We start from the raw sequence: 22,507 nt of genomic DNA, 5'->3' as shown, positions 1-22,507 counted from the left end.
GTCAGGTAGAGGTCGAGTTCGTCGGCGGCGACCGGCCCGGGGCCCAGGAACCACAGGTCGGTGCCGGGAGCGGCGCAGCGTGTCGCGGCGAGGCCGCGGTCGTCGCCGCCGTCCTCGTAGGCGGTCTGCTCCGCCTCCAGCCCGCCGGCGATGGGCCCCGTGGCGCGCAGGGTGGAGGAGTCGCCGCCCGGCTCGGTGTCCTTGCTCCAGCCCTGGCCGGGCGACGTCACGGACCCGAGCGGGGTTCCGCCCTTCGTCGGCGTCAGGTCGACGCGTCCTCCGCCGCTCTTCCGGGCGAGGGTCTGGACGGCGAGGCGGCCGCCCTCGTGTCCGGGGCAGACCGCCAGGGCGTGCGTGACGGGCGTCTCGCGGCCCTTCTCGGACGCCTCGCCCGGACGGGAGAACGTCGCGGCGCCGTAGAGGGCGGCGACGGCGACGAGCATGAGGGCGGCGATGGCGTAGCGCATGCCGAGGAGGCGCAGGACCTTGTCCATCAGGACACCTCCTCCGTGCTGGGCTCCTCCACCGGCTCCGGCGCCTGGGGAGGCTCCGGCGGCTTCGCGGGCTCCGCGGGCTCGGCGGGCGGCAGTGCGCGCTGGGCGCGGGCTCTGGGCGCGCGGCGCCGTCCGCGCCGTCCACGACGGCGGCGCTCCCGCTCCCCGGCGGGCGTCAGCGTGTCGGTCTGCGCGCCCGGCAGCGCCAGGACGGCCACGAGCAGGACGGCGATCCCCTGGACGGCGACCCAGATGTGCCGCGTCGTCATCGACCGGGTCAGGTCGAACTCGCCTCCTGCGGTGGGGATGTCGTATCCCTGCGCCCAGCCGTCCACCGTTCGTGCCTTGACGTCGCGGCCGTTGAGAGCGGCCCGCCACCCGCCGTCGGCGGGCTCGACCAGGAGGAGCGTGCGCGGGCCTGTGCCAGGCGGGATCTGAACGCGCGCGTCGACGCGTCCGGCAGGCAGGGGCGTGACGGTCGAGCCTTGCAGGAGCATCATCCGGGCGGACGTCGCCTGGAGCCGCCACACCGCGAACGTGCCCGTGCGGCTGAGGCGCGTCAGTTCTGGCGACGCGTCCAGGACCTTGGTGAGCGGGTCCTTCGCGGGGTGCGGCACCAGCAGGTACTGGACGCCCATCCGCGTCAGCGCGGGCCCGTCGTCGCCCTCGCGGCCGGCGGCCAGACCGGCGACGAGGTCGTCCATGCGGTCATGGGCCCGGCCCTTGACGGTGACCTCCGCTTCGCCCAGACGGGGCCGCGCGCCCCTGAGCACCGTGTAGGAGACCCGTCCGGTCGGCTCCTGATGCAGGACGAGCGTCCGGACGCCACCCGTTCCCTGGACGAACTGGGGAACCGTGTCGGGGTCGACTCTCCCGACCGGGCCGGCCGCGCCGCCGGCCACCCAGAGCGCGGCCGCGAGGACGGGGGCAGTGAGCGCGGCGACCAGCACGGCCGCCCCGCCGGCCTTGTAGATCAGGTGGCTTCCTGCGAGGACCTCGGTGGCGCGCTGGACGGCGGCGGTCGCGGCGAGCAGTACCCCGGCGCCCGCGAACACCAGCGCCAGACCCGGCCACACCGGCGCCTCGTCCGCCCCTTTGGTGACGGTGGCGGCGCTGGTCAGCACCGCGACGAGCAGCCCGAAGACGGCCAGCAGCCAGCCGGCGAGGACGTGGCCCCGGCGGCCGCGGAGCGGCAGCGCGCACACGGCGACCGCGAGCAGCCCGGCGAGCGCCCACCGCGCGGGCGTGCCCGGCCCGCCCGGGTCGAGCGCCAGCAGGTCGGCCGGGGCGGCGGGGGCGAACCGCCGGTGCAGCCCCGCCTCCGTCAGGAAGCGGGACGGGTGGAGCAGCAGGCCGGCGGTCCACGGCAGCGTCAGCAGCGGCGGCACGCCGAGCGCGATGGCCAGGCCGCGCAGGCCCTGGCGCCCCGGCCGGTCCAGCAGCGCCCGCACCATCCCGGCGGCCAGCAGGGCGATCGGCCAGACCAGCGGCACGAAGGACATCGCGACGGTGAGGAGCAGCGCGACCGTCCAGGCGGCCCGGCCCGCGCGCTTGCGGCGCGTCCGGGCGTCCATCCCGGCGGCCTGCGACCGGGGGAAGCCGTAGAAGCGGGCCGCGTGCACGGCGATCAGCGGCAGGAGGACGAGGACGACGCAGGTCCCGATCCGCCCGCCCGCGACGGCGCCGGTCGCGGCGGGGAGCAGCGCGTAGACGGCGGCGAACCAGGCGCGGACGGCCGACACCGGGACGCGGCGGCCGGTCGCGCGGGCGCGCCGCCCCGTCCGCGGCGCCTCCACCACCAGCAGCCGCGACGCGCGGTAGGCGGCGAGCCCGGCCAGCGGGACGCTGCCGAGCAGCAGGACCGACACCGCGAGCCATGGCTTGCCGAACGCCGCAGTGGACAGCACGGCCAGAACCCCGACGTACGGGGGGCTGCCCGCGTCGGTGCCGAGCCCCACCGGATGCCAGCCGGACAGGTACTGCGCCCACAGGTCGCTCGCACCGCCCCACGCGGGGACGAGCGCGCCGCCGCCGAGCCGTCCGGCGGCCGTCGGCAGGGAGCGTTCGGCCGCGACCGCGACGGCGGTCAGGCCGAGCAGGAGCAGCACGCCGGGACGGGCGAGGAACCGGCGGATCGGGCCGGGCTCGTCGGCCGTGAGGTCGTCGTCCCGGTCCTCGCGTTCGCGCTCGTGGACGGCGAAGTACTCCGAGACCGCCTCGCCGGCCCGGCGCAGCACGACCCAGCGGGTCCGGAACCGCCGGACGCTGCGCCGCGCGCGCGTGCGGCCCTCGGCGCGAGCGGCCCGCGCCCGCCGGAGCCGTCCGGGCGAGCGCAGCACGTCGCCGAGCGCGCGCAGCTCCTCGCGGGCCATGCCCGGCCGTTTGGTCGCCACCAGGACGAGGGCGTGCGCGAGCGACGCCCACACGTTGCGGACGAGGGCCCGCGCCATCGCCCCGAGCGGCTGGTTGGCGAGCAGCGTGAGCAGCGCGTTGCGGCGGTCGCGGCGGGCGGGGTGCTCGGCGGTCATGCCGATCTCGCGGAGCCCGCGCCGGGACGCCTCGGCGTGGTAGACGACGGCGTCGCTCGCGGTGACGACCCGGTGCCCGGCGGCGTGGACCCGCCAGCAGAAGTCGAGGTCGTCGCGGAAGATGCCGTACTCGACGTCGAAGCCGCCCAGCTTCTCCCACACGTCGCGGCGGACCAGCATCCCGGCGCTGCCGACCGACAGGACGTCGCGGACGCCGTCGTGCTGGCCCTGGTCGAACTCGCGCCGGTCGAGGCCGGTGTGGCGGCGCCCGGCGGCGTCGACGGTGACGCCGAGCTCGCGCAGGACTCGCCGGTCGTCCCAGTCGCGGACCTTGGGGCCGAGGACCGCCACGTTGGGGTCGGCGTCGGCCGTCCGCAGCAGCCGGTCGAGCGCGTCGCGGTCGGGCGCGCAGTCGTCGTGCAGCAGCCAGATCCATTCGGTGCGGGGCTTGGGCGGCCCCTGGGCCTGGTCGGCGTGGTGGGCGGGGGCGGACTCGTCCTCCGGGACGGGCGCGGACGCGGCGTCCTGCCGCAGCGCCTCGGCGACGGCCTCGCCGTAGCCGGTGGTGCGGGGCAGCGTGAGGACCGCGTCCTCGCCGACCACCTCCGCGAGGACGGCGGGGCCGCGGTCGGCGCTCCCGGTGTCGACGGTCACGAGGCGCTGCACGGGGCGCGACTGCGTGAGCAGCGCCTTCAGCGCCTCCGGCAGCCACCGCGCGCCGTCGTGCGCGACGAGGACTGCGGTGACGACATGGCGATCGAGGGTGGGGGCCAAGGGTCGCTCGATCTGTGGGACGGACGGTGTCGGTGCCGGTCGGACGGGCCGTGCGCGGCGTGCACGCGGTCCCGAACGGACAGCAGCCGTGCCGGCCCTGGGGCCGACACGGCTGATAACTGTACGCGTGGCCGCGCCGGGCACGCTCCGGATCCACCGATCCGGGACGCGGCCCGCGAGTCAGACGGCCTGCCGCTTCAGCTTCCGGCGTTCCCGCTCGGAGAGCCCTCCCCAGATGCCGAACCGCTCGTCGTGCTGCAGCGCGTACTCAAGGCACTCCGTACGCACCTCGCATGCCCGGCACACCTTCTTGGCCTCGCGAGTGGAGCCGCCCTTCTCCGGAAAAAAAGCCTCCGGGTCCGTCTGCGCGCACAGGGCGCGCTCCTGCCAGCCCAACTCTTCGCCGTCTGTGCCGTGCGCCAGCGGGATGACCACCTCGCTCACAGCGCACCTCCCTGCCCGTGGAACCCCCTGGTCAATGCCCTCCCACGAGTTCCTTCCCCCGAGACGGCATTGAAACTACACCGACGAAATTACACGCGTGTAGCAGTGGCCCCGTCAAGCCGGAAGACATTCCCGGGCGACATAGCGGGTTTTGCCGGGATGTGAATGCCGACCTTTGGATGAAGATCAGTTAATCGGGCGGTCACCGCCGGGACGGCGGCCTCACTGCGGGGGCGGGGGGCGGTTGTCCCGGTACCAGTCGCCGCCCTCCTGGTCGCCCGCGGGCGGCGCGGGCTGCGTGCCCTGCGGGTCCTGGCCGGAGCCTCCGCCGCCGCCGTAGGCACGGGTCCACTCGCCCATGTCCTCCTCCTCGGCGGGCGGCTGGCCCTGCTGGCCGCCCTGCTGGCCGCCCTGGTAGCCGCCCTGCTGCCCGTACTGCTGGTACTCCTGCGGCTGGCCGTACTGCTGCTCGTAGCCGGGCTGGCCCTGCTGGCCGGGCTGGCCGTACTGCTGCTGTCCGTACTGCTGCTGGCCGTACCCCTGGGCGGGCTGCTGTGGCTGCCCTTCGCCGTACTGCTGGTACTGCTGGTACTGCTGCTGGCCGTACTGCTGGTCGTAGCCGGGCTGGGCGGGCTGGCCGGGCTGCTGCCCGTACTGCTGCTGGCCCGGCTGGCCCTGCTGGTAGCCGAAGTCGGGGTAGCCGCCCTGCTGCTGCATCTGCGGCTGCGGACGGGGCGGCTGCATCCCCTTGAAGACCGTGAAGGCGAACCAGCCGCCGACGCCGACCACGGCCAGGTCGCCGGCACCGACCAGGAAGGTCGTGAGCTTGGTCACCGCGCCCGCGTAGTCCGAGTCGGCGAGCATCCCGCTCAGCCACGAGATCACGCCGAACAGCCCGATTCCGCCGAGGACGCCGAGCGCGCCCATGGTGATCGTCCGGGCCTGCGGGGTCGGGGTCGCGCCCCAGGTCGTCAGCATGATCGCCAGGACGACGAGGCCGACCATCGCGACCTGCAGGAAGGTCCCGTCGTTGGTCTGGCCGAGGGCGCGCAGCGTGAAGCTGCCGTCGCCGCCGAGAAGCGAGATGATGCCCGCGAGAAGGTGGACGCCCGCCGCGGCGAGCAGGACCCAGGCGGCCGGTTCGCGCAGGCGCTGGACGGCTTCCTTGTTCACGGTGGCATCTCCAGACTCGGGGCCGGGTGTTCTCCGATAGCACGCAAAGCTTTGCATAGTGTCGCCCGGAGCGGCGACCCCTCTGCTCTCCTCGGGGATCACCGTAGGGTTGAGGTCATGAAGATCGTGGCGTTGGCGGGCGGGATCGGCGGCGCCCGTTTCCTGCGCGGGCTCCTGGCGGCCGCCCCGGAGGCGGAGATCACCGTCATCGGCAACACCGGGGACGACATCTCCCTGTTCGGGCTGCGGGTCTGCCCCGACCTGGACACCGTGATGTACACGCTCGGCGGCGGCATCAACGAGGAGCAGGGCTGGGGACGGGCGGAGGAGACCTTCACCGTCAAGGAGGAACTGGCCGCCTACGGGGTGGGGCCGGGCTGGTTCGGGCTCGGCGACCGCGATTTCGCGACGCACATCGTCCGGACGCAGATGCTGGCGGCCGGATACCGGCTGTCCGCGGTGACCGAGGCGCTGTGCGACCGGTGGCGCCCGGGGGTGCGGCTGCTGCCGATGACCGACGACCAGGTCGAGACGCACGTGGTGGTCGAGGACGAGCAGGGGCGGCGCGCGATCCACTTCCAGGAGTGGTGGGTGCGGATGCGCGCCTCGGTCCCGGCGCTGTCGATCGCCGCGGTGGGCGCCGCGGAGTCCGCGCCGGCGCCGGGCGTGCTGGCGGCGATCGAGGCGGCCGACGTGGTGCTGTTCCCGCCGTCCAATCCGGTGGTGAGCATCGGGACGATCCTGGCGGTTCCCGGCATCCGGGACGCGGTCGCGGCCAAGACCGTGGTGGGCGTGTCGCCCATCGTCGGCGGGGCCCCCGTGCGCGGGATGGCCGACGCGTGCCTGACCGCGATCGGGGTGGAGACGTCGGCGCGCGCGGTCGCCGAGCACTACGGCCTCGGGCTGCTGGACGGCTGGCTCGTGGACGAGGCCGACGCGGACGTGCGGGTGGAGGGCATCGACGTGCGCTCCCGGCCGCTGCTGATGCGCGACACCGAGTCGACCGCCGCGATCGCGCGGGCGGCCCTGGACCTGGCGGTGGAGCTGAAGCGGGCGGGGGTCGCCGAATGAGCGCGGGGCCGGGCGGAGCGGGCCGGGAAACCGTCCCCGCGCAGAGCATCGAGGTCTTCGGCGTGCCGGGGATGCCGGAGGTCGCCGAGGGGGCCGACATCGCCGCGCTGATCCCGGACGGGACGGTCGAGGACGGCGACGTGCTCGTCGTCACCTCCAAGATCGTCAGCAAGGCGGAGGGGCGGGTCCTGGTCGCCGCCGACCGGGAGAAGGCCATCGACGCCGAGACCGTGCGGGTGGTGGCGCGGCGGACGCACGCGCGCGGGGAGACCCGGATCGTGGAGACGCGGCAGGGGCTGGTGCTGGCCGCGGCCGGGGTCGACGCGTCCAACACCCGGCCCGGCACGGTGCTGCTGCTGCCCGAGGACCCGGACGCCTCGGCCCGGCGCCTCCGCGCCGGGGTGCGGGAGCGGACCGGGGCCGACGTGGCCGTGATCGTGTCGGACACGCTCGGCCGGCCCTGGCGCAACGGGCTGACGGACGCGGCGATCGGCGTCGCCGGCCTGGCCCCGCTCAGCGACCTGCGCGGGCGCGACGACGCCTACGGCAACCGCCTGGAGGCCACGATCACGGCGGTCGCCGACGAGATCGCGGCGGCCGGCGAGCTGGTCAAGGGCAAGCTGGAGGGCGTGCCGATCGCGGTCGTGCGCGGGCTCTCCGGCCTGGTCACCCCGGAGGACGGGCCGGGCGCGCGGGCGCTGGTGCGCCCGCCGGAGGAGGACATGTTCCGGTTCGGATCGGCGGACGTGCTGGGCGCGCGGCGCACGATCCGCGAGTTCACCGCCGAGCCGGTGGACCCGGCGGCGGTGCGGCGGGCGGTCGGGGCCGCGATCACCGCGCCGGCCCCGCACCACACCACGCCGTGGCGGTTCGTCCTGCTGGAGTCGGCGGAGTCGCGGACGCGGCTGCTGGACGCGATGCGCGACGCGTGGGAGGCCGACCTGCGCCGCGACGGCTTCTCCGACGCGTCGGTCGCCAAGCGGCTGCGGCGCGGCGAGGTGCTGCGCCGGGCCCCCTACCTCGTCGTCCCGTGCCTGGTCATGGACGGGTCGCACGACTATCCGGACGAGCGGCGGTCGCGCGCCGAACGCGAGATGTTCGTGGTGGCGGCCGGGGCCGGCGTGGAGAACCTGCTGGTCGCGCTGGCCGTGGAGGGGCTCGGCTCGTGCTGGGTGTCGAGCACGATGTTCTGCCGCGACGTGGTGCGCGACGTCCTCGACCTGCCGGACGAATGGGACCCGATGGGCGCCGTCGGGGTGGGCCACGCGGCCGCGCCCCCGCGCGAGCGGCCGCCGCGCGCCCCGGACGCCTTCATCGAGGTCAGATGAGGGGAACGTCAGGTAAGCGGAACAGAGTGAACGCGCGGGAATAGATCCGGGCGGGCCCCGGCTTCTACGGCCGGGGCCATTCCTTTTGTCCGTTCTTTCGGACCCCGGCGCGGCGCGGAATATGACGATTGGCATAGAGTGCCCGCATGGACGCCACGAGCTCCGCTCTTCGCCGGGCCCTGGCCCGCGCGCGCGACGGCAAGACACTGGACCGATCCGAGGCCGCCACACTGCTGCAGGCGCGGGGTGCGCGGCTCGACGACCTGCTCGCCCACGCGGCGCGCACCCGGGACGCCGGCCTGGAGGCCGCGGGCCGTCCCGGCGTCATCACCTACAGCCGCAAGGTCTTCATCCCGCTGACCCGGCTCTGCCGGGACCGCTGCGGGTACTGCACGTTCGCGACCGTCCCCCACCGGCTCGACTCGCCCTACCTCAGCCCCGACGAGGTGCTGGAGATCGCGCGGCGCGGAGCGGAGATGGGCTGCAAGGAGGCCCTGTTCACGCTCGGGGACCGTCCCGAGGACCGGTGGCGCCCGGCCCGCGAGTGGCTGGACGCACACGGCTACGACGACACGCTCTCGTACGTGCGCGCGATGGCGATCCGGGTGCTGGAGGAGACCGGTCTTCTGCCGCACCTGAACCCCGGGGTGCTGACCTGGCGCGACTTCCAGCGGCTCAAGCCGGTCGCGCCGTCCATGGGGATGATGCTGGAGACGACCGCGACGCGGCTGTTCAGCGAGCGCGGCGGCCCCCACTTCGGGTCGCCCGACAAGGACCCGGCCGTCCGGCTGCGGGTGCTGGAGGACGCGGGCCGCACGAACGTGCCGTTCACGACCGGCATCCTCATCGGGATCGGCGAGACGGTCGAGGAGCGCGCGGACGCGATCTTCGAGATCCGGCGGACGATGCGCGAGTACGGGGCGATCCAGGAGGTGATCGTCCAGAACTTCCGCGCCAAGCCCGACACCAGGATGCGCAACACTCCGGACGCCGAACTGGAGGAGCTCGCCGCGACGATCGCGGTGACGCGCCTCGTCCTCGGCCCGAAGGCGCGCGTGCAGGCGCCGCCGAACCTGGTCGCCGAGCAGTTCGCGCTGATGCTGCGCGCCGGGATCGACGACTGGGGCGGGGTGTCGCCGCTGACGCCCGACCACGTGAACCCGGAGCGGCCGTGGCCGCAGATCGACGAGCTGGCCGCCAGGACCGCCGGGGCGGGCTTCGAGCTGCGCGAGCGGCTCACGATCTACCCCGAGTACGTGCGGCGCGGCGAGCCCTGGCTGGACCCGCGCCTCACCGCGCACGTCGCCGCGCTCGCCGACCCCGCGACGGGGCTGGCGCGGGAGGGCGCCGTCCCCGAGGGGCGTCCCTGGCAGGAGCCCGACGGCGGGTTCGCGGCGTTCGGCCGGACCGACCTGCACACCGAGATCGACACGACGGGCCGCACCGCGGACCGGCGCGACGACTTCGACGAGGTGTACGGCGACTGGGACGCCCTGCGCGACCGCATGGCCGCGCCCCAGCGGTTCGACGCGGACGTCAAGACCGCTTTGGCGCGCGCGGAACGCGACCCCGCCGGCCTGTCCGACGACGAGGCGCTGGCCCTCCTGCACGCCGAGGGCCCCGAACTGGACGCGCTCGCCGCGCTGGCGGACGGCCTGCGGCGCGACGCCGTCGGCGACGAGGTCACCTACGTCGTCACCCGGAACATCAACTTCACCAACGTCTGCTACACCGGCTGCCGGTTCTGCGCGTTCGCGCAGCGCCGCACGGACGCCGACGCCTACACGCTGTCCCTGGAGCAGGTCGGGGACCGCGTGGACGAGGCGTGGGAGGCGGGCGCCACCGAGGTCTGCATGCAGGGCGGCATCCACCCGGACCTGCCCGGGACCGCGTACTTCGACCTCGCCCGCGAGGTGAAGCGCCGCGCGCCCGGCATCCACCTGCACTCCTACAGCCCCATGGAGGTCGTGAACGGCGCGTCCCGGACGGACCTGTCGATCCGGGAGTGGCTGGAGGCCGCGAAGGAGGCGGGCGTCGACTCGCTGCCCGGGACGGCCGCCGAGATCCTCGACGACGACGTCCGGTGGGTGCTGACCAAGGGGAAGCTCCCCACGGACCAGTGGGTCGAGGTCGTCACGACCGCGCACGAGATCGGCATCCCGACGACGTCCACCATGATGTACGGGCACGTGGACACCCCCGCGCACTGGGTCGCGCACATCAAGCTGCTGCGGTCCCTCCAGGAGCGGACGGGCGGGTTCAGCGAGTTCGTGCTGCTTCCGTTCGTCCACCACAACTCGCCCATCTACCTCGCGGGGCTGGCGCGGCCGGGGCCGACCGCGCGGGAGAACGTCGCCGTCCACGCCCTGGCGCGCATCCTGCTGCACGGCGCGATCCCCAACATCCAGACGTCCTGGGTGAAGCTCGGGGACGAACTGTGCACGCGCGTCCTCCAGGGAGGGGTGAACGACCTCGGCGGGACCCTCATGGAGGAGACCATCAGCCGGATGGCCGGCTCGGAGAACGGATCGTTCAAGCCCATCAGCGAGCTGGAGGCGATCGCGGCGCGCGCGGGCCGCCCCGCCCGGCAGCGCACCACCCTGTACGGGGACGTTCCCGCCGAGCGCCTGGAGGCGTCCCGCCGCACGGACGGCATCGGGCATTTCGGACGGCAGGCCCTCACCCTGACCCCGGTGTCCCGGCCCGTGTGAGCGTCGCCGCCGCGGCGGGCCCGGTCAGGGCGCGCCGCGGCGGCAGCTCGGACGGCGTTCGACCAGCAGGTCCGCCGAGCGGCGCAGCTCGCGCAGGACGGCCTCGACCGACGGCCGCACCTGCGCGCCGACGCGCGTCCACATGACCATCCGGCGCTCCACGGGGGCGTCGGCGACGTCCCGCACGACGATGCCCTCCTCCCGCTCGGCGAGCGCGAGGTCGGGCACCAGGCACACGGCGCCGCCCTGGGCGACCATCGCGAAGATCACCATGAGGTCGTTGGACCTGAAGCGGACGTCGGGCCGGAAGCCGCCCAGCTCCACGCACGTCCGTTCGAGCAGGTCGGCGTGGTTGGTGCCGACGTGCCCGGTGGCCCACGGGCACCCGGCCAGGTCGGCCATCCGGACCGGGCCGCCCGGCCCGGCGAGCGGGTGGCCCTCCGGCATCCCGACCCGCATGATCTCGGTGACGAGCACCTCGGAGGTCAGCTCCGGCCTGCGCGGCCGCGGCAGGTGCGAGTACTCGTCGTTCAGCACGACGTCGATCTCCTGGAGCACCAGCGCCTGGAGCACCCGGTGGAACTCCTCGTCCAGCACGTCCACGACGAGGTCGGGATAGGTATCCGCCAGCCGCGGCAGCGCGGGCGCGAGGACGTGCAGCAGCGCCGTCTGGAAGCCGACGACCCGCACCGCGCCCGCGACGCGCCCGCTCGCGGCGAGCGCCGCCTCCTCGGCCCGCTTCGCCCGCTCCAGGAGCGCCTCGGCGTGCTCGACGAGCACCTCGCCCGCCTCGGTCAGCCGCAGCCGCCGCCCGGCGCGCTCGACCACCGGCACGCCGACGTCCCGCTGGAGCTGCGCGAGCTGCTGCGACACCGCGGACGGCGTGTAGCCGAGGGCGTCCGCGACGGCCGCGAGCGTCCCGCGCAGCTTGAGCTCGCGCAGCACCCGCAGACGTCCGAGATCCAACATGGTGAAGAGATTCTTACACAATCCCTACAGAAAGCCTCGCTGGACCTGAATGTTGGACTGAGTCAAACTGTAGGTGCGACGGTGAGAGCGGAGACCCCGGCTCCCCCGGTCGCCCCGCGCGGGAACGCCGCCACTGCGATCCCAAGGAAGAAGACCATGCTGTACGTGCTCGGCCTCATCATCGCCCTCGCCGTCCTCGGCCCCCTCTTCGGCGCCGACAGCCGGGACGGCCTCGACTGGACCCGGAACAACTTCTGGCTGCGCCGCCGCACGGCGCAGGCCCCGGTCAGAAGGACCGATAGTCCCGCACCGGCAAACGGGGGCCACGCCTCGGCGGGTGCATCCCGGACGATTCCAGCAGCCGGGTGACCCGGTATCGATGACCGGCGTAGGGCTCCAGCAGTTCGAGCATCCCGGCGTCGTCGACCTTGCGGCCCGCCAGCGCCCAGCCGACCAGGCCGGGCAGGTGGTAGTCGCCGACGGAGACGGCGTCGGGATCGCCCACCGCGCGCTGCCTGACCTCGGCGGCCGTCCACACGCCGATGCCCGGCAGCGACCGCAGCCGCGCCTCGCCCGGGTCCTCCTCCAACCGCCGCGCGACCCGCGCCGCCCCGATGATCGTCCGGGCGCGGACGGCCTCCAGGCCGGACCGGTGCCACTCCCACGAGGGAATCCGGATCCAGACCTCCGGCGGCGGCGGCACCCGCAGGTGCGGGGCGCCGGGTGCGGGCTGCCCGAACCGGCGCAGCAGGTACGCCCAGGCGCGCCACGCCTCCTGCCCCAGCACCTTCTGCTCCATCACCGCCGGCACGAGCGCCTCGAAGACCCGCCCCGTCCGTCCGATCCGCAGCCCCGGACGCTTGAGCGCCTGGTCGCGGACGACGTCGTGCCGCGCGACGAACCCGTCCGGTTCGTCGGCCGCCCCCAGTAGCTCCGGCACCCCGTCCAGCAGCCATTCGGCGCCCGGCCCCCAGGCCTCGGCCTCGACGGCGTCCCCGGCCCACCCGACCCGCAGCGTGCCGGGACCGTCGGGGGTGTGGGACGTCCGCCAGACGGACCCGTCCCGCTCGAACCGGCACGCCGGATCGCGGGACCCGCGCCGATGCGGCGCCAGGACGTCCCGCAGATCCAGCTCCCACGGCGGCCGCCACATCCGGACCCGGCCGGGGAGGCGCCCAGCGGTCGCCTCCCCGGCCACCCCGGGCGACGGTTCAGCAACGCTCAACGAGCCGACTCTCCCTGCCTCACATGCTCCACCGGGGCCTTCTCGCACGTCGGCGCCTCGACGGTCTCCGGCACCAGTCTGCCACCGCCCGGCGGGTGAACTTCCCGTTCCACGGCAAAATATAAATATCGCCATAAAGCAGAATTCTTCTTGTTTTGCCCCGGCACAACTCTGACGCGACGGCCATCCGCGCCCTTACCTTGCGGCCATATTGCATTCAGAAAATGGCTGTTAATCTGCCGGGCAGCATCATCCCCCAACAAAAGGAAGAGTTCATGGCGAAAATGCCATTTCGGGCGTCCGCGTTCCTCGCCGCCACCTGCGCGGCCCTCCCTCTGGCCGCGACCGTGCCCGCGCACGCCGACGCCGGTGTCGCGTACCGAAGCTGCCTGCAAGTGCGCCTGAACTTCCCCAGCGCGCCGGACGGAACCTATCTGCTGAGCGACGGCGCGAAACTCTTCACGGTCTACTGCGCCGACATGACGACGACTCCCAAGGAGTACGTGACGCTCGAAAGGACCGGTTCGTCCGAGAATTACTCGCAATACACCGCCGGCGGCGCGTCGCCCGGGACGAACGTCAGGACCACCTTCACCCGGCTCCGCCTCGACCCCGCCGCGTTCACCGTGGACATCGGCGACCTGAAGTTCGCCTCGTCCACCGGCTCGCTCCGGCACAGCGGCTCCGAGACCGTGACGAGCATGCCCTACGCCGTGGCGATGTCGTGCACCGGCACTCCCGTCGGTGAGGGGAACATCGACCTGCGCGGCACGGCCGTCCGGGTGAACAACACGTTCGCCACCGGCGGCGCCGGCCCCTCGGGCACGGCCACCGTCAGCCCGGACGCGCAGACCGTCGCCCTGCGCGGCGGCGGCTTCTGCGGCTGGATCATGCCGGCCCCGGTCCGGTACAACCCGTTCAACCCGAGTCCGGGCATGCCCAACCTCAAACTGGACTGCACGAACCAGATCCGCAGCGAACGCCAGATCTGCTTGCGCCTCACCCCGGCGGCCAGTCCCCGGATGCAGGTGACGCGGGAAGGCTCACACCGCCTGGTGCACCTGCGCCCCGGCGGCTCTACGGTGGCGGTGCTCGGCCTGGACGGCCGGGTCCGCTCCCTCCGCTGACCCACGGCATCCGTGAGACCGCCTTGCGCCCTGGGCGCAAGGCGGTCTCACTTCGCCCGAACCCAGCGGTCAGCGGCCCCCACCGAGCACAGCGCATCAAATGGTCGCCATGAAGTGATTTCTTTGCCCGCCCCAAAAGCGACCGCTACCGACGCTTTCCGCTGGCGAACAATCGTGGGTCGAGGCGGCGGTCTCTCGTCGTCGCCCCACGGAGGCATCATGCTCCCCAAAATCGCCACGGCCGCCCTCGCCCTCGCCCTGAGCGCGAGCGGACTGGCCCTGACTCCCACCGCCGCCGACGCCGCGGCACCGGCCACCGCGCCGAGCAGGGCACTCGCCGCGCCGGCGTTCAACGCCGGCGGCATCTACACGATCTTCCAGAGCCGCGGAGGCAACATCCAGGTCAACGTGACCCAGGACGGCGCCGGCAGGCTCTTCGGTTCCGCGGCTTACGGCAGCACGGCCGGGACGATCGAGGCGGGATCGGTGGACGGCTTCAACATCTTCTTCATCATCGGATGGTTCAACGGGACCCGGGGACGCTACGACGGCTCGCTGGGAGGCGACAGGCGCCTGTCAGGGATCACCGTCGACCTGAACCACCCCGGCAGCCAGGCGACCTGGTTCACCAGCCGCACCTTCTGAGCAAAGGGCCAGGCCGGAATACCGTTGAGAAAGGGCCGCGGCGCGGCCGAATTCGGCGCACCGCGAATACGCCGCCGGATGGGAACGGAGTAAAGAACTCAGTCGTCGGCGGAGAAGCGGATGGCCGTCGGCGGCAGTTTGATCCCGGGCCAGACGCGCACGCCGCAGCGCAGTTCGTTGCCGGGGCCCACCACCGCGCCGTCGCCCAGCACGACGCCGTCGAGGACCGCGCCGGGGCCCACCCGGGCGCCCCGGCTGAGGACCGAGTCGCGGACGGTGGCGCCCTCGGCGACGAACGAGTCCTCCAGCAGGACGCTGCCGATCACGGTGGCGCCCGCCTCGACCACGGCGCCGCGGCCGACGGTGGTGCCGCCGCGCACGACCGCGCCCGGCGCGACGCGGGCGCCCGTGAGAGCGAGGCGCTCGCCCGGCTCGCCGGGCATGGCGGGAGACGCCAGGGCGCCGAGGACGAGGTCGCGCGAACCCCGGACGAAGGCCTCGGGGGTGCCGACGTCCAGCCAGTAGCCCGACTCGACGTAGCCCATGACCACCGCTCCGGACGAGATGAGCGACGGGAACGTCTCGCGCTCGACGGAGACCACCTCGTGCTCGGGGATCGTGTCGATGGCCGACCGGCGGAAGACGTAGCAGCCCGCGTTGATCTGGTTCGTCACCGGATGGGGCGTCTTCTCCAGGAAGGCGGTGACGCGGCCGTCGCCGGCGGTGGGGACGCAGCCGAACCGGGACGGGTCGTCGACCTCGGTGAGGTGGAGCGTCACCGAGGCGGCGGCGGCCTCGTGCAGCTTCACCTGGGCGCGGACGTCGTGACCCGACAGGATGTCGCCGTTCAGGATCAGGACCGGGTCGTCCGGGCCGCAGGTGAGGGCGCGCGCGGCGTTGCGGATGGCGCCGCCGGTGCCGAGCGGCTCGTCCTCGCTGACGTAGGCGAGGTCGACGCCGTAGGCGCGGTCGCCGAAGGCGGCCTCGAACATCTCGGCGCGGTAGGACGTGGCGAACACGATGCGCTCGACGCCCGAGGCGTGGGCGCGGGCCAGCTGGTGCGCGAGGAACGCCACCCCCGCCGTGGGGAGCAGGGGCTTCGGGGTGGAGATCGTCAGGGGGCGCAGGCGGGTGCCTTGACCTCCCACCAGGAGGATCGCTTCCACTCGGTTCCTTTCTCCACGCGCGGTCGGAGAGAGCCTAGTGGGTGCGTGCCGCGGCGTACTGGTCCACGGCACGCCGGTAGGAGGCCATGTGCGCCTCGGCGGACGCCGACCAGGAGAACCGCTCGGAGCGGGTGTGGGCCGCCTCGGCCAGTTCGGCTCGGCGGGACGGGTCGTCGATCAGCGAGGTGAGGGCGGCGCCGATGCCCTCCGGATCGGGTTCGGTGTAGGCGACCGCGTCGCCTCCGACCTCGGGGAGGGGGCCGCGGTGCGTGGTCAGGACGGGCGCCCCGCAGGACATGGCCTCCAGGACGGGCAGCCCGAAGCCCTCGCCGCGGCTCGGGAGCGCCACGACCAGCGCGCCGCCGAAGAACCCGGGCAGGGCCGGCCAGGGCAGGTAGCCGGGGCGCAGGACGCGCAGTTCCAGCGGGACGGTGGCGAGGGCCGCGTCGACCTCGTCGTCCCAGCCGCCGCTGCCCGCGAGGACGAGCGCCGGCGCGTCCTCGCGGCCGGCGCACGCCCGCACCCAGCCGCGGATCAGGTTCGGGACGTTCTTGCGGGGCTCCAGCGCGCCCAGGTAGGCGACGTAGGGGCGGCCGTGCAGGCCGAGGCGGTCGGAGACGTGCTTGACCTCCGCCTCGGACGGGCGGTGGAAGACCTCGTGGTCGACGCCGTGGTAGGCGACGTCGATGTGGGACGGGTCGGCGCCGAGGATGCGGACCAGCTCGTCGCGCGTCGCGCGGGACGGCGCGATCAGCCGGGTGGCGCGGCGGGCGGCGGTGCGGGTGGCCGACTTGATGTAGGAGGTGCGCACCGGGTCGTGCGGCTCCGGCTCGGCGAACAGGGTGACGTCGTGGATCGTCACCACGGTCGGCAGGCCCGCGCTCACCGGCATCGTGTAGGTGGGCAGGTGGATGACCTCGGCGCCGACGCGCCGGGCCACGTGCGGCAGGCCCGACTGCTCCCAGGCCAGGCGGGTGGCGCGGTGCGAGAGCGTCGCGGGCCCGGCGACCACCTGCGCGCCGGGCACGAGGCCCTCATAGCGTTCGGCGTCCGCACGCTGGCAGGCGACGGCCAGGTCGGCGCCCTGCCGGTGCAAGGCGCACAGCAGCCCGTCCACATACCGGCCGAGCCCGCCGCGGTCGGCAGGCACGGCGGTGGCGTCGAGCAGAATCCGAGGCGCCACGGTCCACTCCCCCATCCAGCGCGGTGGCGTAGATCACTCTTTACTCTCCGAGCGTACGCCCGGAAGGCGCCAACTCGCCGGATCTCGTTCCACGCGATTCATCCGTGAGGGGCCCTCCCCACACGGCCACCGCTTACGCGCCCCGGCCCCCGCGGGGCCTTATCTTTTTCGGGCGCGGACCAGGACGATGCTGCCGCGCTCGTTCGGCGCGGCGCGGTCGGCGAGGGCGACGAGCGGCGTGAGCGGCGCGGCCGCGTTGAAGCCGACCCTGCCGCCGTAGGTGGAAAGGGACAGGTAGAGGCGCTCGGTGGCCGCGGTGCGGAACTGGTAGCTGTGACCGACGAGGTCGAGGCCGCGCTCGTCCATCAGCTTGCGCAGGCTGTCGTGCGTGTAGGTGTGCTGGACGTGGTACTTGGCCTTGTGCGCGTCGCGCAGTTTGGGCCAGGCGTCGGCGCGGCTCAGCACGTCGGCGGACATGAAAATCTCACCGCCGGGCTTGAGGACCCGCGCCATCTCGTCCAGCGACCTGCCGCCGTCGTCGAAGTGCTCGATGGCGCAGACCGACAGGACCGCGTCGAACGAGCCGTCGGCGAACGGCAGCCGCAGCGCGTCGCACTCGATCAGCGCGGGGGCGTGCGCGAGCGTCCGCCCGTAGACCATCTTGCCGCGGGCCAGGTCGATCGAGACGGCCTCGGCGCCGCGCCGGCGCGCGCGGCCGGCCCAGTAGCCGTCACCGCCCGCGACGTCGAGGACCCGCTTGCCGCGCAGGTCGCGCCCCATCCAGTCGAGCAGCGTCCCCGCCTCGCGGTACCGGCACACGTGCACCTGGTGCCCCATGAAGGCGACCACATCCGAAATCTTCATCGCTCCCCAACTCTAGGCGGAGCGGACGGCCGCGAGGTCACGTTCGCCTACGCTGGGCGCGTGAAGATGAAGGTCGTCGCCGTCCGGGCCCTGCGCGTGCTCCTGGTCCTGCTCGCGCTCGCGTTCTGCGGCTACAGCGTGGCGTCCCAGTGGGACGCCGCGGTGGACGCGTTCCGGCAGATGTCGTGGGCGACGCTGGCCGGGGCGCTCGCCGCGGGCCTGGCGGGGCTCTTCGCCTGGATGCTCGGCTGGCGGGAGTTCCTCGCCGGGCTCGGGTCGCCGCTGCCGGTGCGGGCCGTCTTCCGGATCTCGGGGATCAGCCAGCTCGGCAAGTACGTCCCGGGCAAGGTGTGGGCGCTGGTCACCCAGATCGAGATGACGCGCGAGCACAAGGTGCCGCCCGAGCGCAGCTTCGGCTCGACGATGCTGGCGGTCGCGACGTCCACCTCGTGCGGCCTCGCGGTCGCGGCGGTGACGCTGCCGCTGACGTCCGCGGCGGCGCGCCGGGAGTACTGGTGGCTGTTCCTGCTGGCGCCCGTCCTGCTGGCGATGCTGCACCCGAAGATCGTGAGCTGGGCGCTCGGCGTGATGCTCAGGCTCGTGCGGCGGCCGCCGCTGGAGCACCCGGTCGGCCTCGCCGCGACGCTCAGGGCCATCGGGTGGACGGTCCTCGGCTGGGCCCTGTTCGGCGTGCACACGTGGCTGCTGTGCGCGGCCGTGGGCGGCGACGGCAAGGGGCTGCCCTTCCTGGCGACCGGGGCGTACGCGCTGGCGTTCGTCGCCGGCTTCCTCGTCTTCATCGCGCCGGGCGGCATCGGGGCCCGGGAGGCGGCGCTGACGGTCGTGCTGACGCCGGTCCTCCCGGCGGGCGCGCCGGTCGTGGTCGCGATCGCGTCCCGGGTGCTGCTGACCGCCGCCGACCTGCTGATCGCGGGCGCGGCGTTCCTGCTGGGCAGGACGGCCCCGGCGACCGGGAATGAACCGCGCTCCGAGCCGCTTGTGACGGGTACGCAGCCCATGACGGATGCGCAGCCTACGAAGGAGGGATCGTGACGGCCCCGATCACCGTGACCGACGCGACGTTCGCGGACGAGGTCCTGAGCAGTGACACCCCCGTGCTGGTCGACTTCTGGGCCGACTGGTGCGGGCCGTGCCGCATGATCGCTCCCGTCCTGGAGCAGATCGCCGCCGAGCAGGACGGCAAGATCAAGATTGCGAAGATGGACTACGACGCGAACCCTCAGACGCCGGGCAAGTACGGCGTGATGGGACTGCCGACCCTCCTGCTCCTCAAGAACGGCGAGGTCGTGGAGCAGATCGTCGGCGCCAAGCCGAAGCGCGCCCTGATGAAGGTCATCGAACCGCACCTTTGACTTCCTCCCCTCCAGGGTGGGAGGGGAGTGCTACGGCTCGCGCCGCAGAGTTTTCTGCTTCGCGGCCGACTGCGGAAGGGAGGGCCCCGGCCGTCTGACATCAGCTCCACAGACATCACCGGGGTCTCCCCTGGCTACGGCTCGACCAGCCGCAAGGATGTTCTTTGCCGCATTGATGTCCCGGTCGTGCCGGGTGCGGCAGCCCGGGCACGTCCAGTGCCGGGTGGACAGGCTCAGTTCCGCGAGCAGGTGCCCGCAGTGCGAGCAGGTCTTGGACGAGGGGTACCACCGGTCGATCACGACCAGGGTCCGCCCGACCCGTTCGGCCTTGTACTCCAACTGGCGGCGAAACTCACCCCACCCGCAGTCGGAGATCGCCTTAGCGAGCCTGCGGTTCTTCACCATGTTGGCGACGGCGAGGTCCTCGATCGCGATGACGTCCGCCCTGCCGACGAGGGAGGTGCTGGTGCGGTGCAGGAAGTCGGTGCGGGCGTTGCGGATCTTGCGGCAGGCGCGGGCGACCTTGATCTTGGCCTTGCGCCGGTTGCTGCTGCCGGGCTGCTTGCGGGCCATGCGCCGCTGGTACCGGGCTAGATTGCGCTGCTTCTTCTCCAGATGGCGGGGGTTGGCGATGCGCTCCCCGTCAGAGGTCACCGCGAAGTCGTTGACGCCCAGGTCGATGCCGATCTGACGCCCGGCGGCCGGCATGGGCTCGGGCTCAGGGGTTTCGACGGCGAAGGTCACATACCAACGGCCGTCCGCTTCCCGGGAGACAACTACCATCGTCGGATCCAACGTGGGCAGGTCCACATCCTCGAACGACCACACCAGTGCTAGCGGCGCCCGGGTTTTGGCCAGCCACAGTTCCCCGTCCTTCATCCGGAAGGCTGAGCGCGTGTAGTGCGCGGACTGGCGAGAGGTGCGGCTCCTGAAGCGCGGGTAGCGGGCACGTCCGGCGAAGAAGTTAGCGAAGGCGGCGTGCTGGTGGCGCAGCGCCTGCTGCAACGGAACCGAAGAAACTTCGTTCAGGAACGCCAGGTCCTCGGTCTTCTTCCAGGCGGTCAAGGCGGCGTCGGTTTCCCGGTAGGAGATTCGCCTGGCATCGGAATGCCAGGCCCGGTGGCGTTCGGCGAGGGTCTTGTTCCAGACCAGCCGGACACAGCCGAACGTGCGGCCGAAGAGGGCCGCCTGATCGGGGTCGGGGTAGGCCCGGCACTTGTACGCCGTCCGCATGACCGCGACATTACTAGTGGACGGGAAGGCTGTAAGGATTTCCGGTTACACCGGGGATCGCCCAGCTGCGCCGGACCGCTCGGCCTCACCGTCATCCTTACCCGACCGCCTGATCCCCCTGTCGGGGCCGCTGCCGCCTGCCCGGGCGAGGCGGTTAGTTTCCTGTGAGCGCGTCGAGGTAGGCGGTCCAGAGGGGGCCGTGGTCGACCGGGCGGACGCCGGAGCGGAGGCGCTCCGGCTCGCCCGGCTCGTAGAAGCGGCGCAGGGCCGAGGCGAGGGACGCGACGTCGTCCGGCCGGCAGATCAGGCCGTCGGCGCCGTCGCGTATCTGGGCCGCGAAGCCCCCCACATCGGTGGCGATCACCGGGAGGCCGTGCTCGTGGGCCATCCAGACGTTCTGTGACGCGGTCGCCGTGCGGTACGGCAGGACGAGGGCGTCGGCGGCGGCGAAGAGTCCCGGGACATCGGCGGCGGGGACGTACCCGGGCCGCAGCTCGACCCTCGACGTGAGGTCCAGCGAGCGGATCAGCTCGCGGGTCTCGTCCAGGCCGCCCCAGAACTCGCCCGCGACGGTCAGCGCCACGTCGTCCGGGCCCTCGGCGAGGGCCCGCAACAGGACGTCCAGCCCCTTGTACGGGCGGACGATCCCGAAGAACAGCAGCCGCCGGCGTACCTTGCCGTCGCCGGGCGCGGCGGCGCCGGCCGCGGGCAGGTGCGCGGCCATCTCCGCGACCCGCACCGGCCGCGGGGTGAGCCCCCGCGCCAGGTCGGCCTGCGCCTCGGTGTGGACGAGCACGCCGTCCACCTTGCGGAGCAGGCGCCTCATCAGCGGCTCGTCGTAGGGCTTGCGCTCGTGCGGCAGGACGTTGTGGCACAGCGCCACCACCGGGGTCCGGCCCCGGAGCCCGGCGAGGATCCCCAGGTAGGACGGCACCTGCACGGTGCTCAGCACGACCAGGACGACCAGGTCGCACGAGCTCAGCGCGCGGCCGGTGCGCCACCAGCCGTCCGGGCGGCGCCAGTCGAGCCGGCGCCGGGTGCCGGGGAACGGCTCCCCCTCCGGCTCGGAGATCGTCTGCTGGCCGGGGTACAGGAACGAGGGGTACTGGGCCCGCCACGACTCGATGACGACGTCGTGGCCCGCCGCCGCCAGCCGGTGCGCCAGCTCGGTGGTGTGCCGGGCGCCGCCGCCCTTGTAGGGGAACGCGGGCCCGACGATCGCGACGCGCATGCCGCTAGACGTCGCCGCGCGAGCGGACGATCAGGTCGGCCAGCAGCGCCAGCGACGCGATGATCAACCCCGTCACGAAGATCATGATGGTGTTGTTGGCGAAGTAGCCGAAGTGCACCACCATGTCGAACACGCCCTTGAGCAGGCCGATCACGATCAGCCACAGCGCGGGCGGCATCAGCACCTTGAGCGGGTTGAAGTACATCACCATCCGCAGCACCTGCAGGATGTAGCGGTAGGCGTCCTTGGTGAAGTGGAACTTCGACTTGCCGGCCCGCTTGGCGTAGTCGATCGGCACGTACCGCACCGGGTGCTGGTTCGACAGGAACGCGATGGTGATCGTCGTGACGCAGGAGAACCCGGGCGGCAGCAGCCGCAGGTACGGCAGCGACACCTCGCGGCGGAACGCGCGCAGCCCCGAGTTCAGGTCGGGGATCTTCGTGTTGGTGAGCCGCTCGGCGACCTTGCGGATGAACCACTTGGCGGGCACCCGCAGCGCCTTGTGCGTCCCCTCCTCGGTGGTGCGCGCCCCGACGACCTGGTCGACCGCCGGGTCGGAGTCGAGGAGCTCGACCAGCTCGGGGATCCGGTCGTTCGGGTAGGACATGTCGGCGTCGGTCCACACGACGATGTCGCCGCGGGCCTGCTGGGAGCCGATGCGCCGGACGGTGCCCGAACCGCTGTTGTGCTGGAACGCCATGATGCGCATGTTCGGGAAGCGGGGCGCCGCCTCCTCCAGCCGGGCGAGCGTCGCGTCCGTCGAGCAGTCGTCGACGGCCAGCAGCTCGTAGGTCTTGCCGCTGGCGTCCATCGCCGCGCAGATGCGCTCGACCTCGGCGATCACGTGGTCCTGCTCGTTGTAGCAGGGCAGGACGATCGTGACGTGCACGGCGTCGGAGGCGGCCGGCGGACCGGGCGCGGGCGCCGGCTCCGGCACGGGCGCGGACTCGGACGCGGGCTCCACATCG

At 73.2% G+C, this 22,507-nt stretch carries 18 protein-coding genes and 1 pseudogene; 7 read left to right on the top strand and 12 right to left on the bottom strand.

Annotation, left to right across the window (positions count from 1 at the left end):
* Positions 1-8 precede the first annotated feature (8 nt).
* The 4 genes and pseudogenes from AB0C87_RS10305 to AB0C87_RS10290 form a co-directional block, all read right to left on the bottom strand.
* A pseudogene (locus AB0C87_RS10305) lies at positions 9-443 on the bottom strand (DUF5719 family protein); the annotation flags it as partial.
* Between the two features lie 50 nt (positions 444-493).
* Positions 494-3,796 (bottom strand): glycosyltransferase family 2 protein, encoded by a 3,303-nt coding sequence (locus AB0C87_RS10300; RefSeq protein ID WP_360577171.1) that lies wholly within the window; start codon positions 3,794-3,796, stop codon positions 494-496.
* Between the two features lie 180 nt (positions 3,797-3,976).
* Positions 3,977-4,240, bottom strand: coding sequence for a WhiB family transcriptional regulator (locus tag AB0C87_RS10295; protein WP_021594342.1), 264 nt, complete (start codon positions 4,238-4,240; stop codon positions 3,977-3,979).
* Between the two features lie 222 nt (positions 4,241-4,462).
* The gene (locus tag AB0C87_RS10290) at positions 4,463-5,413 is read right to left on the bottom strand and encodes a hypothetical protein (protein ID WP_345177720.1); all 951 of its coding nucleotides are present in this window, start codon (positions 5,411-5,413) and stop codon (positions 4,463-4,465) included.
* Between the two features lie 117 nt (positions 5,414-5,530).
* On the opposite strand from AB0C87_RS10290, the gene cofD reads away from it, so the two are divergent.
* The 3 genes from cofD to AB0C87_RS10275 all read left to right on the top strand — a co-directional run bounded on the left by cofD (position 5,531) and on the right by AB0C87_RS10275 (position 10,523).
* Positions 5,531-6,484 (top strand): 2-phospho-L-lactate transferase, encoded by a 954-nt coding sequence (gene cofD / locus AB0C87_RS10285; RefSeq protein ID WP_360577170.1) that lies wholly within the window; start codon positions 5,531-5,533, stop codon positions 6,482-6,484.
* On the top strand, positions 6,481-7,812 hold the full coding sequence (locus AB0C87_RS10280; protein WP_360577169.1) for a coenzyme F420-0:L-glutamate ligase: 1,332 nt from the start codon (positions 6,481-6,483) through the stop codon (positions 7,810-7,812). The genes cofD and AB0C87_RS10280 overlap by 4 nt, the downstream gene beginning before the upstream one ends.
* Before the next feature lie 146 nt (positions 7,813-7,958).
* Positions 7,959-10,523: a bifunctional FO biosynthesis protein CofGH gene (locus AB0C87_RS10275; protein ID WP_360577168.1), complete on the top strand. Its 2,565-nt coding sequence runs from the start codon at positions 7,959-7,961 to the stop codon at positions 10,521-10,523.
* 24 nt (positions 10,524-10,547) lie between these two features.
* Here the strand turns inward: AB0C87_RS10275 and AB0C87_RS10270 are convergent, their stop codons facing one another.
* Together AB0C87_RS10270 and AB0C87_RS10265 are read right to left on the bottom strand one after the other, a co-directional pair.
* Entirely contained in the window at positions 10,548-11,492 is a 945-nt protein-coding gene (locus AB0C87_RS10270) for a LysR family transcriptional regulator (protein ID WP_345177710.1), read from the bottom strand.
* A 286-nt stretch (positions 11,493-11,778) separates the two neighbouring features.
* The gene (locus AB0C87_RS10265) at positions 11,779-12,717 is read right to left on the bottom strand and encodes a DNA-3-methyladenine glycosylase 2 family protein (protein WP_360577167.1); all 939 of its coding nucleotides are present in this window, start codon (positions 12,715-12,717) and stop codon (positions 11,779-11,781) included.
* 224 nt (positions 12,718-12,941) lie between these two features.
* Between AB0C87_RS10265 and AB0C87_RS10260 the strand changes: the two genes are divergently transcribed.
* Entirely contained in the window at positions 12,942-13,844 is a 903-nt protein-coding gene (locus AB0C87_RS10260) for a GON domain-containing protein (RefSeq protein WP_360577166.1), read from the top strand.
* Between the two features lie 219 nt (positions 13,845-14,063).
* Positions 14,064-14,489, top strand: a complete 426-nt coding sequence (locus AB0C87_RS10255; protein WP_360577165.1) for a hypothetical protein — start codon at positions 14,064-14,066, stop codon at positions 14,487-14,489.
* 98 nt (positions 14,490-14,587) lie between these two features.
* Here AB0C87_RS10255 and AB0C87_RS10250 read toward each other — a convergent pair whose 3' ends face one another.
* From AB0C87_RS10250 to AB0C87_RS10240, 3 genes are all read right to left on the bottom strand, one after another.
* A complete protein-coding gene (locus AB0C87_RS10250; RefSeq protein WP_345177703.1) occupies positions 14,588-15,655 on the bottom strand; it encodes an NDP-sugar synthase in 1,068 nt (355 codons plus the stop codon).
* A gap of 34 nt (positions 15,656-15,689) precedes the next feature.
* A complete protein-coding gene (locus AB0C87_RS10245) occupies positions 15,690-16,838 on the bottom strand; it encodes a glycosyltransferase family 1 protein (RefSeq protein ID WP_345177701.1) in 1,149 nt (382 codons plus the stop codon).
* Between the two features lie 159 nt (positions 16,839-16,997).
* Positions 16,998-17,702 (bottom strand): class I SAM-dependent methyltransferase, encoded by a 705-nt coding sequence (locus AB0C87_RS10240; protein ID WP_345177699.1) that lies wholly within the window; start codon positions 17,700-17,702, stop codon positions 16,998-17,000.
* A gap of 66 nt (positions 17,703-17,768) precedes the next feature.
* Here AB0C87_RS10240 and AB0C87_RS10235 point away from each other — a divergent pair, with 66 nt between their 5' ends.
* The gene (locus tag AB0C87_RS10235) at positions 17,769-18,755 is read left to right on the top strand and encodes a lysylphosphatidylglycerol synthase transmembrane domain-containing protein (RefSeq protein WP_360577318.1); all 987 of its coding nucleotides are present in this window, start codon (positions 17,769-17,771) and stop codon (positions 18,753-18,755) included.
* On the top strand, positions 18,752-19,075 hold the full coding sequence (trxA, locus tag AB0C87_RS10230) for a thioredoxin (protein ID WP_179837481.1): 324 nt from the start codon (positions 18,752-18,754) through the stop codon (positions 19,073-19,075). The genes AB0C87_RS10235 and trxA overlap by 4 nt, the downstream gene beginning before the upstream one ends.
* A 30-nt stretch (positions 19,076-19,105) precedes the next feature.
* Here trxA and AB0C87_RS10225 read toward each other — a convergent pair whose 3' ends face one another.
* From AB0C87_RS10225 to AB0C87_RS10215, 3 genes are all read right to left on the bottom strand, one after another.
* Positions 19,106-20,308 carry an RNA-guided endonuclease TnpB family protein gene (locus tag AB0C87_RS10225; RefSeq protein WP_360577164.1) on the bottom strand — a complete coding sequence of 401 codons (1,203 nt, stop codon included), beginning with the start codon at positions 20,306-20,308 and terminating at the stop codon, positions 19,106-19,108.
* Between the two features lie 154 nt (positions 20,309-20,462).
* Positions 20,463-21,539, bottom strand: coding sequence for a glycosyltransferase family 4 protein (locus AB0C87_RS10220; protein ID WP_360577163.1), 1,077 nt, complete (start codon positions 21,537-21,539; stop codon positions 20,463-20,465).
* Between the two features lie 4 nt (positions 21,540-21,543).
* Complete coding sequence (locus tag AB0C87_RS10215; RefSeq protein ID WP_345177881.1) at positions 21,544-22,476, bottom strand: glycosyltransferase family 2 protein; 933 nt, start codon at positions 22,474-22,476, stop codon at positions 21,544-21,546.
* Between the last annotated feature and the right edge of the window lie 31 nt (positions 22,477-22,507).

This window comes from Actinomadura sp. NPDC048021 (assembly GCF_040653135.1).
Classification (GTDB): Bacteria; Actinomycetota; Actinomycetes; order Streptosporangiales; family Streptosporangiaceae; genus Spirillospora; species Spirillospora verrucosospora.
This window is presented reverse-complemented; position numbering and strand designations above follow the sequence as displayed.